Here is a 15,414-nt window from a genome sequence, read left to right on the forward strand (position 1 = left end):
CCTGGGCCAAGACTAGCGGCTTTTGCGCGCGGCTTTTGCCCGCGAATCCCGGCCCGGTCCTCGCCTCAGAAGTTGAGCTGCGCGCGCAGCTCCAGCACGCGCGGATCGGCCGCCAGCACGCCGCGTTCGGCGGCCACCCGCACGTAGTTGGCCTGGAACTTGAAATGCGTGCTCACGTACCAGTTCAGGCCCAGGGTGAGATCGCGCTGGTGGCCGCCGGCGATGCCGGCATGGTCGAGGTCGAGTTCGCCGTAGCGCAGCAGCGCTTCGACCGCGCCGTAGCGGTGCTCGGGTTTGACGTTGCCGACGTTGCCGGCCGCGTAAGGCCGGGTCTCCCCGGTCAGCACCCAGCTGCCGGTGGCGTAGTAGCCCGAGGCGCTGTAGTCGGCCAGTCCGTTCTCGCGCTCGGCCGTCGCGTGCAGGTATTCGGCCTGCAGCGACAGCGGTCCGTCGATCCACAGCGCTTCCAGGCCGTTGCGCACGATGCGGTCGACGCCGCCCAGGGTGCCGCTGTCGACCAGCCGCGTCGTCGTCAGTCCGGCCAGCGGCCGCGCGCGGAAACGCGCCGACGGCCCGAACCAGACATCGCGCCCGTCGCGATGCCCATGCGGGTTCTCGACCGAGCCCGACATGGCCAGATGCACGACGCGGTCCTTGTCCTTGATCGGCGTCCAGATCGCGCGCATCGCGGCGGTGGTGCCGGGGTTGTCGCCCTGCAGGTCCTTGCCGAAAAAGTAGGCGGCGCTGAGGCCGTAGCGCGGCCGGTCCAGCGACCATTCCACGCCGGTGCGGCGGCCTTCGTAGATCGCCTGCGAGGCGGCCGAGGCTTCCAGCATGCTGGAGGCGCGCGAAGCGGCGATGCTTTCCATGCTGACCGGGGTCTTGAAGTAGCCGATGCGGATCTTGCCGTAGTCGCGATCGAACAAGGCGCGCGTCTCCATGCGCAGGGCCACGTCCAGCCAGAGCTTGGACTGGAAATCCATGACCGCGGTGAAGTCGTAGACGTCCTTCTTCTTGACCACGATCCCGAACTCCTTGCGCCGGTTCGTGTGCGCATCCTCGAGCGAGGTCGCGGCGGTGCCGTAGCCGTCGTCGCCGGAGAAATCGTTGAGGTCCCAGGCGTAGTTCATCGTGCCCGACACTTCGGTGCCGTCGTCCAGCGCGAACTTGGTCGGCCAGTCGTCGCCGGCGTGGGCGGCGCCGGCGGCGAATGCGAAGACGAGCAGGCAGGCGCGGCGGGGCAGGATCGTCATGGTCGGTCTCCGATGCGCGGCGCGCAGGCGCGCGCCGCCGACGGGCGTGGCGACGCCCGGGCTTGCGGGTGGGTGGTGAGGGCGCGGGCCGGGCCCGCGCGGATGGATCGGGCTAGACGGCGCAGCCTTGAAGTGCGCGCATCAGCTGCCGGTTTCGGGTGCGCGCACGCTGCGCTCCAGGGCGAGATCGTCGTCGAGATCGGCGACGCTGGGCGGATTGAGCAGTTCGCTCTGCAGGCGGTCGCGATCGAGCTCGTTTTCCCAGCGCGCGACCACGATGGTGGCGACGCCGTTGCCGATGATGTTGGTCAGTGCGCGCGCTTCGCTCATGAACCGGTCGATGCCCAGGATCAGCGCCAATCCGGCCACCGGTACCGAGGGCACCACGGTCAGGGTCGCGGCCAGGGTGATGAAGCCGGCGCCGGTCACGCCCGAGGCGCCTTTGGAGGTCAGCATCGCCACCGCGAGCAGGGTCAGTTCCTGGGCCAGGGTGAGATCGACGTTGAGCGCCTGGGCGACGAAGATCGCGGCCATGGTCAGGTAGATGTTGGTGCCGTCGAGATTGAACGAATAACCGCTGGGCACGACCAGGCCGACCACCGGCTTGGAGCAGCCCAGGCGCTCGAGCTTGCGCATCAGCGGCACCAGCGCCGACTCCGAGGACGAGGTGCCCAGCACCAGCAGCAGCTCGTCGCGGATGTAGCGGATGAAGCGCAGGATGCTGAAGCCGGTGAAACGCGCGATCAGGCCCAGCACCACCAGTACGAACAGCGCGCAGGTCAGGTAGAAACTGCCCATCAGCTTGAGCAGCGGCCCGAGCGAATCGATGCCGAACTTTCCGATGGTGAAGGCCATCGCCGCGCCGGCGCCGATCGGGGCCAGCTTCATGATCATGCTCATGATGCCGAAAAAGGCTTTCGACAGCGTCTCGAACAGGTCCATGACCTTCTCGCCGGCCTTGCCCATGTGCAGCAGGGCGAAGCCGAACAGCACCGCCAGCAGCAGCACCTGCAGCAGGCTGCCTTCGCCGGTGAAGGCGTCGGTGAAGGTCTTGGGAATGATGTGGAGCAGGAAATCGACCGTGCTTTGCTCTTCGGCCTTGTGTGCGTAGCCGATGGCCTCGGCGACCTTCTTGGGGTCGAGATCGGCCACGTTGGCGTTGAAACCGGCGCCGGGCTTGAGCGTATTGACCACGATCAGGCCGATCACCAGGGCGAAGGTCGACACCACCTCGAAATAGAGAATGGCCTTCGCGCCGACACGGCCGACCTTCTTGACGTCGGCCACGCCGGCGATGCCCAGCACCACGGTCAGGAAGATGATCGGCGCGATCAGCATCTTGATCAGGCCGATGAAACCGTCGCCCAGCGGCTTGAGCTTGACGCCGAAGTCGGGGAAGAAGTGGCCGATGACGCCGCCCAGCACGATCGCGCCGAGCACCCAGAGATAGAAACGCGAGCCGGGAGATTTCATGGACGAGGGTTCCGAGGCGTGGGCGGGTTCAGTCGCGGTCGATGTGCGAGGTCTTGCGGGTGTCGGGCATCAGCGCGTAGACCAGCAGCGAGCAGGCGATGCAGGCGCTGACGTACCAGAAGAAGCCGCTTTCCATGCCGAGTTGCTTGAATCGGATCGCGATGGGCTCGGCGGTGCCGCCGAACAAGGCCACCGTCAGCGCGTAGGGCAGGCCCACGCCGAGCGCGCGGATCTCGACCGGGAACAGTTCGGCCTTCACCACCGCGTTGATCGCGGTATAGCCGCTGACCGCGCTGAGCAGGATCATGATCAGCCAGAACGCCTGCATCGGCGTCTGCGCGCTCTGGATCAGGTGCATCACCGGCACGGTCAGCACCGAGCCGAGTACGCCGAACGCGATCAGCAGCGGGCGCCGGCCGATGCGGTCGGACAGGGCGCCGACCAGCGGTTGCATCAGCATGTAGACGAACAGGCTGCCGGCGTTGATCAGCGAGGCGGTTTCCTTGTCGAAACCGGCGCTGAGGGTGAGGTACTTCAGCATGTAGTTGGTGTAGGTGTAGAACGCCAGCGTGCCGCCCATGGTCAGGCCGACCACGGTCAGCACCGCATGCGGATGCCGCATCAGCGTGCGCAGCGAGCCCTCGCGCGACTTGGCCGCGGCGTTGCCCTGGAGCTTGGTGAAGGATTCGGTTTCCTGCATGTTGCGGCGCAGGTAGAGCGCGATGATCGCGGCCATGGCGCCGATCGCGAACGGGATGCGCCAGCCCCAGGCCTTGAGCTGGGCCTCGTCGAGCACGAACTGCTGCAGCACGATCAGCACCAGCAGAGCCAGCAGCTGGCCCATGATCAGGGTCACGTACAGGAAGCTGGACCAGAAGCCGCGGTTCTTGCGCGTGGCCATCTCGCTCAGATAGGTCGCCGAGCTGCCGTACTCGCCGCCGACGCTCAGGCCCTGCAGCAGGCGCGCCAGCACCAGCAGGATCGGCGCGAGCACGCCGATGGTCTCGTAGCCCGGGGTGAAGGTGATGATCAGCGAGCCGCCGCACATCAGCAGCACCGACAGCATCAGCGCGGCCTTGCGGCCGTGGCGGTCGGCGTAGCGGCCGAACACCCAGCCGCCCAGGGGCCGCATCAGGAAGCCGACGGCGAAGATCGCCGCGGTGTTCAGGGCCTGCGACAGGCTGTCGCCCGCCGGGAAGAAGGTCTTGGCGAAGTACAGCGAAAACGCGGTGTAGACGTACCAGTCGTAGTACTCGACCAGGTTGCCGATCGAACCGCTGAAGATCGACTTCAAACGCTGCCCCGCGCTCATCGGCACGGCCTGGGGGAGGGCTGGCTCGGCGGTGCTGATGGCGCTCAAGGAGGGCTCCTGCTCGGTTGCGGGCGGGCGGACCGGGCCCAACGCCGGGGACGATGGTGGACGCTGGGGGCAGGGCGGCCAATAGCACCTTAAGGCTAGCCGGAACGGCTTAGTAGGCAATGGGGCGCGGATTGCGGGGCTGGGCTTCCCTAGACCAAGGTCGTAACGCGCCCTTGCGCGCCCTGGTCTAGCCTGCCGCTGGACCCGAGCGTAAAGGCGCCGTATGAGCTACGAGGACTTCTACCGCCGCTCGATCGAGGAGCCCGAAGCCTTCTGGGCCGAACAGGCGCACGCGATCCACTGGCACAAGCCGCCCGAGCGCATCCTCGACTACGGCCGCCCGCCGTTCCGGCACTGGTTCGCCGGCGGCGAAACCAACCTTTGCTACAACGCCCTCGACCGCCATCTGGACGAACGCGGCGACCAGCTCGCGCTGGCGACCGTCTCCAGCGAGACCGGGCAGACCCGCGAGTTCAGCTACCGCGAACTGCATCGCGAAGTGAACGTGTTCGCCGCGGTGCTGAAGTCGCTGGAGGTCGACCGCGGCGACCGCGTGGTGATCTACATGCCGAACATGGCCGAGGCGGTGTTCGCGATGCTGGCCTGCGCGCGCATCGGCGCGGTGCATTCGGTGGTGTTCGGCGGTTTCGCTGCGCACAACCTGGCGCTGCGCATCGACGACGCGACCCCGAAGCTGCTGATCTGCGCCGACGCCGGCATGCGCGGCGGCAAGGTGATCGCCTACAAACCGCTGGTCGATGCGGCCTGCGCCGAAGCCGCGTCGCCGCCGCCGCGGGTGCTGGTGGTCGATCGCGGCCTGGACCCGGATCTGGCGCTGATCGCCGGCCGCGATCTCGACTACGCCGCCCTGCGCGCGCAGCACGAGGGCGCCACGGTCGAGGTCGAATGGCTGGAGTCGAACGAGCCCAGCTACCTGCTCTACACCTCCGGCACCACCGGCAAGCCCAAGGGCGTGCAGCGCGACGTCGGCGGTTATGCGGTCGCTCTGGCCCTGTCGATGTGGTCGATCTACGACGTGCGCGCCGGCCAGGTGATGTTCTCGACCTCGGACGTGGGCTGGGCGGTGGGCCATTCCTACAACGTCTACGGGCCGCTGATCGCCGGTGCGACCTCGGTGCTGTACGAGGGCCTGCCGACCAATCCCGACCCCGGCATCTGGTGGCGCATCTGCGAGCGCTACGGCGTGCGCACCATGTTCTCCTCGCCGACCGGCATCCGCGTGCTCAAGAAACAGGACGCGGCCTGGTTGAAGAAGCACGACCTGTCGCGGCTGCACTGGCTGTTCCTGGCCGGCGAGCCGCTGGACGAGCCGACCGCGCACTGGATCACCGACGGCATCGGCAAGCCCATCATCGACAACTATTGGCAGACCGAGACCGGCTGGCCGGTGCTGGCGCTGATGCCGGGACTGGAGATGAAGCCGATCAAGTTCGGCTCGCCCGGACTGCCCACGCCGGGCTATCGCCTGCGCGTGATAGACGAAGCCACCGGGCGGGACGTCGGCGCCGGCGAGAAGGGCGTGCTGGTGATCGTGCCGCCGCTGCCGCCGGGTTGCATGACCACAGTCTGGAACGACGACGCGCGCTTCCTGTCCAGTTACTTCGGCCACTTCAAGGAACTGCTGTACAGCTCGCTGGATTGGGCGATCCGCGACGAGGACGGCTACACCTTCATCCTCGGCCGCACCGACGACGTGATCAACGTCGCCGGGCATCGCCTGGGCACGCGCGAAATCGAGGAATCGGTGGCCTCGCACCCGGCGGTGGCCGAGGCCGCGGTGATCGGCGTGCGCGACGAGCTCAAGGGTCAGGTGCCGGTGGTGTTCGCCACCCTCAAGCAGGCCGGCGATCAGGACCCCGCGCGCGCCGCGGCCGGGATGCGCCAATGCGTGGTCGACCAACTGGGCGCGGTGGCGCGGCCGGCGCGGGTGTACGTGGTGGCCGCGCTGCCCAAGACGCGCTCGGGCAAGCTGTTGAGGCGCTCGATCCAGGCCCTGGCGGAAAGCCGCGACCCCGGCGATCTGTCGACCCTGGACGATCCGGCCGCCCTGGACGAAGTGCAGCGTGCGCTGGAGCGCGGTGCCGATGCCTGAGGCCGGCCACGGCACGGCGGATTGAGCAAAACCGGCGGGCGGGGCCGGTCGCGTAGCGCTTGACAGCGCCTTTCACCGCGCTCCGCTACCATGAACGCCCCTTTGGGACGGAGCGGGAGCGACGATGGAGCGCCAAGAGGATCAGGCACCTGGCTGGGACGCGATCGACCGCGCCCTGGCGCCGCTGTACGCCGAGCAGGAGCCGCGCCACTACGGCACGCTGATCAAGCGCTCGCTGGGCGGCAACGATCCGCTCGACGGCATCAGCGCCTACAAGCGCGAGGAGCCGGTGCCGCACTGGCATTTCGTCACCTACGGCCTGTCCGAGCTCTACGCCAAGGAATCCGACGATCCCGGGCACAGCGGCTGGGGCTTCGAGCTGACCTTCCGCCTGCGCGACGACAGCGATGCGACCGAGCCGCCGGTCTGGGCCTTGAACTTCCTGCAGAACCTGGCGCGTTACGTGTTCGACAGCGGCAACGCCTTCGCCGACGGTCATTACCTCAACGCCAACGGCCCGATCGCCGCCGACAGCGACACCCGTATCCGCTCGGTCGCCTTCGTGCGCGACCCCGAACTGGAACCGGTCGACAGCGCCCACGGCCGGGTCGAGTTCCTGCAGGTGGTCGGCCTGACCAACGAGGAAGAACTCGCGCTCAAGCGCTGGTCGACGCGCAAGGTGCTGCAGGCCTTCGAGCCGCACATGCCGCTGTGGATCACCGACCTGGAACGCGCTTCGCTGATGCAGGAATCGGAGATCGCCGCCGAGATCGCCGCCGGCACCGCCAGCGAGGGCTCCGACACCGGCTTCGTGTTCGTCGACGGCCTGTCCTGGGAACAGCAGGCGCGGCGTTGGCGCAAGCCGCTGACTACGGTCGTGCTGGGCGCGCGCCAGGTCGGCGAGCTGATGGCGCTGCTGCCGCTGCGGCTGCCGTTCGACAAACCGTTCTCGTTGATCGGCGCGGAGAGCCGGGTGCTGTTCGCGAGCGGCCGCCGCAACGCCGTCCAGGCCGACGGCGAGGACCTGCGCCTGACCCTGACCGCCGAGACCCTGCGCGAGCTGATCGCCACCCTGCAGGCGCGCGAGGGCCATTACGTCCTGCGCAGCTTCGACATCCTGGGATTCACCGTGCGCAAGAGCCAGATCAAGGACGCCGACGGCCGCGTGGTCCAGACCATAGGCTGAGGCGGCCGGGCCGGACGGGTGGGGTAAAATGGCCGGATCGCCCCTGAGTCCCGGGGCCGATCACAACGGAGCCAGCATGAGCCATCCTTCCGCCGGCGCGCAGTTCCGCGCCGCTCTAGCCGCCGAATCGCCGTTGCAGGTGATGGGCGCGATCACCGCCTATGCCGGCCTGATGGCCAAGCGCACCGGTTACAAGGCCCTGTACCTGTCCGGCGGCGGCGTCGCCGCCAATTCGCTGGGCGTGCCCGACCTGGGCATCAGCACCATGGAAGACGTGCTCACCGACGCGCGCCGCATCGTCGACGCCACCGGCCTGCCGCTGCTGGTCGACATCGACACCGGCTGGGGCGGCGCGTTCAACATCGGCCGCACCATCCGTTCCTTCATCAACGTCGGCGTTGCCGCCGTGCACATGGAGGACCAGGTCGGTCAGAAGCGCTGCGGCCACCGTCCGGGCAAGGAAGTGGTGAGCAAGCAGGAGATGGTGGACCGGGTGAAGTCCGCGGTCGATGCGCGCACCGACGAGCAGTTCGTGATCATGGCGCGCACCGACGCCGCCGCGGTCGAGGGCATCGACTCGGCGATCGAGCGCGCAGTGGCATACGTCGAGGCCGGCGCCGACATGATCTTCCCCGAAGCCATGAACACGCTCGACGACTACCGCCGCTTCAAGGCCGCGGTGAAGGTGCCGATCCTGGCCAACCTGACCGAATTCGGCTCAACCCCGTTCTTCACCACCGACGAGCTGCGCGACGCCGGCGTCGACATCGCCCTGTACTGCTGCGGCGCCTACCGTGCCATGAACAAGGCCGCGCTGAACTTCTACGAGACCGTGCGCCGCGAAGGCACCCAGAAGAACATCGTCGACACCCTGCAGACCCGCGCGCAGCTGTACGACTTCCTCAATTATCACGCGTACGAAGACAAGCTCGACCAGCTCTTCGCGCAGGACAAATAACAAGGAATTCCGATGAGCGACAACACCACCCAAGTGCTACCCAAGGCCAAGAAGTCGGTCGCCCTCAGCGGCACGGCGGCCGGCAACACCGCGCTGTGCACGGTCGGCCGCAGCGGCAACGACCTGCATTACCGCGGCTACGACATCCACGATCTGGCGACCAAGTCGACCTTCGAGGAGGTCGCGCATCTGCTGGTCCACGGCGCGCTGCCGACCGCTTCGCAGCTCAAGGCCTACAAGCTCAAGCTCAAGCGCCTGCGCGGCTTGCCGGCGATCGTGACCGAGGCGCTGGAACTGGTGCCGGCCAACGCCCACCCGATGGACGTGATGCGCACCGGTTGCTCGGTGCTGGGCACGGTGCTGCCCGAGCGCGAAGGCCATCCGGCTAGCGAAGCGCGCGACATCGCCGACCGCCTGATCGCCAGCTTCGGCTCGATGCTGCTGTACTGGTGGCACTTCACCCGCAACGGCCGCCGCATCGACTGCGAGACCGACGACGACAGCGTCGCCGCGCACTTCCTGCACCTGCTGCACGGCGAGGAGCCCAGCGCGCTGCACGCCGACTCGCTGGACAAGTCGCTGATCCTGTACGCCGAGCACGAGTTCAACGCCTCGACCTTCACCGCGCGCGTGATCGCCGGTACCGGTTCGGACCTGCATTCGTGCATCACCGGCGCGATCGGCGCGCTGCGTGGCCCCAAGCACGGCGGCGCCAACGAAGTCGCGATGGACATCATCTCGCGCTACTCCAGTGCCGACGAAGCCGAAGCCGACATCCGCGCACGGGTGGAGCGCAAGGAGATCGTGATCGGCTTCGGCCACCCGGTCTACACCATCGGCGACCCGCGTAATCCGATCATCAAGGAGCTGTCGCGCGCGCTGTGCAAGGACGGCGGCAACCAGGTCCTGTTCGATGTCAGCGAGCGCATCGAGACGCTGATGTGGGACCTGAAGAAGATGTTCCCGAACCTGGATTGGTACTCGGCCTCGGCCTATCACATGATGGGCATCCCGACCCCGATGTTCACGCCGCTGTTCGTGATCGCGCGCACCACCGGCTGGGCCGCGCACGTGATCGAGCAGCGCGAGGACGGCAAGATCATCCGTCCCAGCGCCAACTACACCGGCCCGGAAGATCGCGCCTACGTGCCGATCGAGCAGCGCTGAACGGCGCGGCCCCCGCGCCGCGCACCGCAGCCTGAACAGGCCGCGCTCATGCGCGGCCTGTTCCGTTTTGAGAGGTACGTCTGAGAGGTACGTCTGAGAGGTACGTCTGAGAGGTACGTCTGAGAGGTACGTCTGAGAGGTACGTCTGAGAGGTACGTCTGAGGTACGTCTGAGAGGTACGTCTGAGAGGTACGTCTGAGAGGTGCGTCTGAGAGGTGCGTCTGAGAGGTGCGTCTGAGAGGTGCGTTTGAGAGGTACGTTTGCGAGGTGCGTTTGTCAGGTGCATCTGCGAGATGCATCTGTGAGGTGCATCAGCGAAGCGCGATGGCACCTAGGCGGGCTCCAGCCCATCATCCCGAACCTCCCGCTCCCGCCCTCCGCACCTGCCCGGCGCAGGAGGCGCCTCGTACTTTGGTCTAAGCCGGCGCCGGCGGACGCGGCGGCGGCGCAGGCGCATGGCATAGTCGGGTAGACGCCCGGAAATCGCGAACCGCATCGCATCGCGGGCGCGCCGATCGGCGTAGCGTCGAGGGGCGGCCGGCCGTTGCCGGCCCTGCCGATGCGTGCCGGAGGGGGCCATGCGCGAAGACGACATCCTGAGCAAGACCGAGGCCGGGCGCGAGGAGATCGAGCGCCGCACCCGCAAGTTGCCGACGGTGCTGCGCTCGCTGCTGCTGGTGGTCGACGGGCAGCGCGACGTGGCCCAGCTGCGCGCGGTCGCGGCGGGCCTGCACGGGCCGCCGGATGCGCTGGAGCAACTGGTCGGCTTGGGTTTGATCGGTGTGGGCGGGCAGGCGTCCGTGTCCGCGCCGGTGCGCGCCGCGGCGCCGGTGGCGGCTACGCCCGCCGCGCCCGTGTCACTGCCCGGCGTGGGCGACGCGTCCAGTCGCTACGGCGTGCTCTATGCCCTGATGTCGGATGCGGTGCGCGAGCAGTTGGGGCTGCGCGGGTATTTCCTGCAACTCAAGATCGAGCGCTCGGCGGACTTGGCGGAGCTGGCGCAGCTGTTGCCGGATCTGCGTGCGGCGGTCGCCAAGGCGCGTGATGTGGCGTTGGCGGATGAGTTGGATCGGAGGTTGCGGATGGCGGCGCAGTTGTAGCGGGGGAGGTTGGTGTCCGCTTCGTCTTCTGCTTTCTGTAGGAGCGGCGTGAGCCGCGACCGCGAACATCGCCTGCCGACGGAGGCTCCGCTTTCTGCTTTCTGTGGGAGCGGCGTGAGCCGCGATTGCGAACTCCGAGGGTCGGCGATGGATTCGTTTTCTCTTGCCACTCGCCTTGGGGTAGGAGCGGCGTGAGCCGCGACCGCGACCTCGGGCTACTACGCAGATTTCGATAGGGATCGGCTCCGCTTTCTGTGGGAGCAGCGTGAGCCGCGATCGCGAATTCCGTTTGCTGCGTTGGTTTCGTGCTTAAGCAACAGCTTCCGCCCGCTGCGCGTGCGAGTCACTTTCTCTTGCCACTCGCCTTGGGGTAGGAGCGGCGTGAGCCGCGACCGCGACCTTCGGCTGCTGCGCGAGTTTCGATGCGGATCGGCTTCGCTTTCTGCTTTCTGTGGGAGCGGCGTAAGCCGCGATCTCGAATTCCGTTTGCTGCGTTGGTTTCGTTCTTAAGCAACGGCTTCCGCCCGCTGCGCGTGCGGGTCACTTTCTCTTGCTAGCCCAAGAGAAAGTAACCAAAGAGAAGGGCTTGCCTAGACAACCCTCCCGTGCGAGATCGGAGGAAGGAACATCCTGTTCCTCGAAAAACGGCGCGCGTCCTGCGCGCCGCCCTTCGGGTCTACGGTTGTTCGTCGTGGTGCGGCTCAATGGATTTCAATGCAACAGCAACAGCAACAGCAACAGCAACAGCAACAGCAACAGCAACAGCAACAGCAACAGCAGTGGCAACAGCAGTGGCAACAGCAACGGCAACGGCAACGGCATGGCTTTTGCCGTCATCCCGGTGCAGGCGGGGATCACATGCTTCAGCGCGTTTGCGCGATGTGCAGCATCGTTCAGCCGTGGCCGTATCGAGCGCGCAACAGCCTCAGGCCAAACCTTCCGCCTGCAACGCCTTGCGCACGCCCTCATCGGTCTCCATCCGCCGCTTGAACGCAGCCAGATTGTCCAGCCCGCCGAGGTCGATCTTCTGCCCGTCGGCCCAGCGCAGGGTGATGTAGAGATAAGGGTCGGCATAGCTGCGGAAACCGGCCAGCCACTGCTTGCCTTCGAGTTGGCGGTCGGCGCTTTCGAACAGCGCGCGCAGGCGTTTGTGCGCGGCTTCCTTCAGTGCGGCGTGGTCGCTCGTGTCTTCGGAGAAGCGCGCCGGTGCGAACAGCGGCAGGAACGCGGGGTGCAGGTCGGAGTTCACGAACGCGAGCCAGCGCGCGGCGGTCGCGCGTTGCTGCGGGCTGCCGTCGCCGGCGAGTTGCGCGGCCGGATAGTTGTCGGCGATGTAGCCCATGATCGCGGCGTTTTGGGTGAGCACGAAGTCGCCGTCTTCGATCGCAGGCACCGCGCCGGCCGGATTGATCGCGAGGAACGCGGGCGCCTTCATCGCGTCGCGCGTCATCACCTGCACTTCGAACGGTTGCCCGGTCCATTGCAGCGCGATGTGGTCGGCGGTCGAACACGCGCCGGGCTTGGTGTAGAGCTTCATGGGCGGACTCCGGATACGAAAACAAGCCGGCGACTATCGCCGACCTGCGCTCTATCCTCAATCAGGAGTCCGCAACGCAGCGTCACGACGCTGCGTATTGCTACGGCCGCGCCTCAGGACTTGCGTGGCTTGAGCTTCTGCACCTGGTAGAAGGTGTGGTCGCCGATGGTCGCGACCTGGTAAGCGTTGCGCCAGCTCGGGCTGGCGATCGCATGGGCGGCGAAGTGGCTGGCGCCCGGCACGATTTCCTTGCGCTGACCGGCGGGCAGGGCCCAGTTGCGTTCGGCTTCTAGGGCGATCTGCACCGACTCGGCCCAGGCCTCGGTGTTGTTCAGGCGCGTGCCCGGCGAGACCAGGGTCGGCGCGAACTGCTTGCGGGCGGTGACCACCTCGCAGACGGAGTCTCCCCACAGACCGCTGTCGCGGCGACGCAGGGCGACTTCGGCGACGGCCTTCTGGCCGCGGATGGACTGGTCGCGGGCTTCCAGATAGACGGTGGTGCTCAGGCACAGCGAATCGGCGGGTTGCGGCGGAAGCACAGAGGCCAGCCACAGGATCCAGGCGAGTTTCATATTGACTCCTTGCTCCGTTGCGCCGGACCGCACTGGGACCTCCGTCTCCTCCTATCGGAAGACGGCTGACACGGCATGGACCGGCATGGCGTACTGGGGAGGGCAGCGGCTCTGCGGCGCGCTTTTGCCCCGTGCCGTGGACCGCGTGGACGACGCGGGCGGCGAGGGTTGCCACCTGAAGCGGCGGCGTGAAAGTTGGCGCACGGTAGCCGCGGTTAACTAAACGCCCGCTGAATCTCAAAACCTAAGTGCGCGAAAAAACTCAAGTTTTTACTCTGAATAGGCGCTAAGGCCTTGCCAGTTAAGGGTATCTGCCGGGCGCGAGACGCTGCGGCGAACGTGACGCGCAACACTGTTCAGGTTCGCTGAAAACGCTTTACAGCGCCGCCGCGACCCGGCTGCCCTGGGCGATGGCGCGCTTGGCGTCCAGTTCGGCGGCCACGTCGGCGCCGCCGATCACGTGCACCGGGCGGCCGTTGCCGGCCAATTGCGCGGCCAGCGGCTTGAACGGCTCCTGGCCGGCGCAGATCACCACGTGGTCGACCGCCAGGACCTGCTCGCTGCCGTCGACGCGGATGCGGAAGCCTTCGTCGTCGACGCCGAGGTACTCGACCCCGCCCAGCATGCGCACCTGCTTGGCCTTGAGGGTGGCGCGGTGGATCCAGCCGGTGGTCTTGCCCAGGCGCGCGCCGGGCTTGCCGGCGCTGCGCTGGAGCAGCCAGACCTGGCGTGCGGGCGGTTCCGGCCGCGCTTCGGCCAGGCCGCCGCGGTTGTCGCCGTAGCCCAGGTCCACGCCCCATTCGGCGCGCCAGCGCGCCGGGTCCAGGCTGGAGCTGGCGTGGCCGGCCGGGTGCACGAGGTATTCGGCGACGTCGAAGCCGATGCCGCCGGCGCCGACGATCGCGACCTTGGCGCCCGCCACCACGCCGCCGCGCAGCACGTCGAGGTAGCTCAGCACCTTGGGGTGGTCGGCGCCGGGGAAATCGACTGCGCGCGGGGCGATGCCGGTGGCCAGCACGACCTCGTCGTAGCCGGCCAGCGCGGCCGCGTCGGCGCGGGTGTTCAGGAGCAGCTCGACGCCGCTGGTTTCGATCTTGCGGGCGAAGTAGCGCAGGGTCTCGTGGAACTCTTCCTTGCCCGGAATCCGCTTGGCCAGATTGAACTGGCCGCCGATCTCATGGGCGGCATCGAACAAGGTGACACGATGGCCGCGTTCGGCCGCGACCGTGGCGCAGGCCAGGCCGGCGGGGCCGGCGCCGACCACCGCCACGCGCTTGGGCGCCGCGGCCGGGGTGTAGTTGAGTTCGGTCTCGGCGCAGGCGCGCGGGTTGACCAGGCAGCTGGCGTGCTTGTTCTCGAACACGTGGTCCAGGCAGGCCTGGTTGCAGGCGATGCAGGTGTTGATCTCGTCGCTGCGGCGGTCGCGGGCCTTGGCGACCCAGGCCGGGTCGGCCAGCAGCGGCCGCGCCATCGACACCATGTCGGCCTCGCCCTCGCGCAGGATGCGTTCGGCGACGTCGGGCATGTTGATGCGGTTGGTGGTGATCAGCGGCAGGCCGACGTGCGGCTTGAGTCGCGCGGTGATGCCGGTGAAGGCCGCGCGCGGCACCGAGGTGGCGATGGTCGGGATGCGCGCCTCGTGCCAGCCGATGCCGGTGTTGATCAGGGTCGCGCCCGCGGCCTCGACCGCCTTGGCCTGGGCGATCACGTCCTCCCAGGTCGAGCCGCCGTCGACCAGGTCGATCATCGACAGCCGGTAGACGATGATGAAGTCGGGGCCGCAGGCCTCGCGGATGCCGCGCACGATCTGGGTCACGAAGGCGATCCGGCGCGCGGCGTCGCCGCCCCAGGCGTCGTCGCGCTTGTTGGTGCGCGGCACCGTGAACTGGTTGAGCAGGTAGCCTTCCGAGCCCATCACCTCGACGCCGTCGTAACCGGCTTCGCGCGCGAGTCTGGCGCTGTTGACGAAGGCGCGGATCTGCGAGCGCACCCCGAAGCCGGACAGGGCGCGCGGGGTGAACGGGTTGATCGGCGCCTTGAGCCTGGACGGCGCGACCTGCAGCGGGTGGTAGCCGTAGCGGCCGGCGTGCAGGAGCTGCAAACAGATGCGGCCGCCGTGTGCGTGCACGGCCTGGGTCACCTGGCGGTGCTTGCCGACTTCCCAGCGCCAGCTCAGCTTGCCGCCGAAGGGCTTGAGCCAGCCGACGATGTTGGGGGCGAAGCCGCCGGTCACGATCAGGCCGACGCCGCCGGCCGCGCGCTCGCCGAAATAGGCCGCCAGCTTGGGGAAGTCGGCGGCCTTGTCCTCCAGCCCGGTGTGCATCGAGCCCATCAGCACGCGGTTGGGCAGGGTGCAGAAACCCAGGTCCAGCGGCTCGAACAGCTTCGGATACATCGGGTGCGGAGCGGCGGGGCTTGCGGGCGGGGAGCTGGCGGCCGTCATGCTGGAATACGCTGGCGTATGGAGCGCGCACGATGCCGGGAAATCGGCGGCGATACAACCATAGCGGCTCCCGTCCCCTCGGCAGCAGGCCGGCGCGGGCGTATCCGGGCCGCAACGCAGTGTCCCGGGCGGCACGCCGGCGCGGCCATTGACTCCGATCCGGCCGCCCCTACTCTATGTCCACCACACACCCGGCCCAGCCGCCCATGACGCAGTTCCCGCTCCTGATATTGCAGCATGCCCAACGCGAGA

The 15,414-nt window shown here is 67.8% G+C and carries 11 protein-coding genes; 5 read left to right on the plus strand and 6 right to left on the minus strand.

Going from position 1 to position 15,414, the window contains the following annotated elements:
* Positions 1-65 precede the first annotated feature (65 nt).
* The 3 genes from ASD78_RS03320 to ASD78_RS03330 form a co-directional block, all read right to left on the minus strand.
* Entirely contained in the window at positions 66-1,253 is a 1,188-nt protein-coding gene (locus ASD78_RS03320; protein WP_056098386.1) for a porin, read from the minus strand.
* A 141-nt stretch (positions 1,254-1,394) separates the two neighbouring features.
* Positions 1,395-2,726, minus strand: coding sequence for a dicarboxylate/amino acid:cation symporter (locus tag ASD78_RS03325; protein ID WP_082575409.1), 1,332 nt, complete (start codon positions 2,724-2,726; stop codon positions 1,395-1,397).
* 28 nt (positions 2,727-2,754) lie between these two features.
* The gene (locus tag ASD78_RS03330) at positions 2,755-4,086 is read right to left on the minus strand and encodes an MFS transporter (RefSeq protein ID WP_235566436.1); all 1,332 of its coding nucleotides are present in this window, start codon (positions 4,084-4,086) and stop codon (positions 2,755-2,757) included.
* Positions 4,087-4,309: 223 nt separating this feature from the next.
* Here ASD78_RS03330 and prpE point away from each other — a divergent pair, with 223 nt between their 5' ends.
* The 5 genes from prpE (at position 4,310) to ASD78_RS03355 (ending at position 10,610) form a co-directional block, all read left to right on the plus strand.
* Entirely contained in the window at positions 4,310-6,199 is a 1,890-nt protein-coding gene (gene prpE, locus ASD78_RS03335; RefSeq protein ID WP_056098389.1) for a propionate--CoA ligase, read from the plus strand.
* Between the two features lie 124 nt (positions 6,200-6,323).
* Positions 6,324-7,385, plus strand: a complete 1,062-nt coding sequence (locus ASD78_RS03340) for a suppressor of fused domain protein (RefSeq protein WP_056098391.1) — start codon at positions 6,324-6,326, stop codon at positions 7,383-7,385.
* Positions 7,386-7,461: 76 nt separating this feature from the next.
* Positions 7,462-8,343 (plus strand): methylisocitrate lyase, encoded by an 882-nt coding sequence (gene prpB, locus ASD78_RS03345; protein ID WP_055902412.1) that lies wholly within the window; start codon positions 7,462-7,464, stop codon positions 8,341-8,343.
* Between the two features lie 12 nt (positions 8,344-8,355).
* Entirely contained in the window at positions 8,356-9,510 is a 1,155-nt protein-coding gene (gene prpC, locus ASD78_RS03350; RefSeq protein ID WP_055902414.1) for a 2-methylcitrate synthase, read from the plus strand.
* Between the two features lie 578 nt (positions 9,511-10,088).
* Positions 10,089-10,610 carry a hypothetical protein gene (locus ASD78_RS03355; RefSeq protein ID WP_055902416.1) on the plus strand — a complete coding sequence of 174 codons (522 nt, stop codon included), beginning with the start codon at positions 10,089-10,091 and terminating at the stop codon, positions 10,608-10,610.
* Positions 10,611-11,535: 925 nt separating this feature from the next.
* Here the strand turns inward: ASD78_RS03355 and ASD78_RS03360 are convergent.
* From ASD78_RS03360 to ASD78_RS03370, 3 genes are all read right to left on the minus strand, one after another.
* Positions 11,536-12,147, minus strand: a complete 612-nt coding sequence (locus ASD78_RS03360) for a glutathione S-transferase N-terminal domain-containing protein (protein WP_056098392.1) — start codon at positions 12,145-12,147, stop codon at positions 11,536-11,538.
* Between the two features lie 113 nt (positions 12,148-12,260).
* On the minus strand, positions 12,261-12,719 hold the full coding sequence (locus ASD78_RS03365; protein ID WP_055902420.1) for a cell wall hydrolase: 459 nt from the start codon (positions 12,717-12,719) through the stop codon (positions 12,261-12,263).
* 376 nt (positions 12,720-13,095) lie between these two features.
* Positions 13,096-15,162, minus strand: a complete 2,067-nt coding sequence (locus ASD78_RS03370; RefSeq protein WP_056098394.1) for an NADPH-dependent 2,4-dienoyl-CoA reductase — start codon at positions 15,160-15,162, stop codon at positions 13,096-13,098.
* Positions 15,163-15,414 lie beyond the last annotated feature (252 nt).

It is taken from the genome of Lysobacter sp. Root667 (assembly GCF_001427715.1).
Lineage (GTDB): Bacteria > Pseudomonadota > Gammaproteobacteria > Xanthomonadales > Xanthomonadaceae > Lysobacter.

Bases quoted from the DNA above. Each gene is read 5' to 3' on its own strand.
- ASD78_RS03320 (WP_056098386.1), bottom strand. From the start codon at position 1,253: ATGACGATCCTGCCCCGCCGCGCCTGCCTGCTCGTCTTCGCATTCGCC.
- ASD78_RS03325 (WP_082575409.1), bottom strand. From the start codon at position 2,726: ATGAAATCTCCCGGCTCGCGTTTCTATCTCTGGGTGCTCGGCGCGATC.
- prpE (WP_056098389.1), top strand. From the start codon at position 4,310: ATGAGCTACGAGGACTTCTACCGCCGCTCGATCGAGGAGCCCGAAGCC.
- ASD78_RS03340 (WP_056098391.1), top strand. From the start codon at position 6,324: ATGGAGCGCCAAGAGGATCAGGCACCTGGCTGGGACGCGATCGACCGC.
- prpB (WP_055902412.1), top strand. From the start codon at position 7,462: ATGAGCCATCCTTCCGCCGGCGCGCAGTTCCGCGCCGCTCTAGCCGCC.
- prpC (WP_055902414.1), top strand. From the start codon at position 8,356: ATGAGCGACAACACCACCCAAGTGCTACCCAAGGCCAAGAAGTCGGTC.
- ASD78_RS03355 (WP_055902416.1), top strand. From the start codon at position 10,089: ATGCGCGAAGACGACATCCTGAGCAAGACCGAGGCCGGGCGCGAGGAG.
- ASD78_RS03360 (WP_056098392.1), bottom strand. From the start codon at position 12,147: ATGAAGCTCTACACCAAGCCCGGCGCGTGTTCGACCGCCGACCACATC.
- ASD78_RS03365 (WP_055902420.1), bottom strand. From the start codon at position 12,719: ATGAAACTCGCCTGGATCCTGTGGCTGGCCTCTGTGCTTCCGCCGCAA.
- ASD78_RS03370 (WP_056098394.1), bottom strand. From the start codon at position 15,162: ATGACGGCCGCCAGCTCCCCGCCCGCAAGCCCCGCCGCTCCGCACCCG.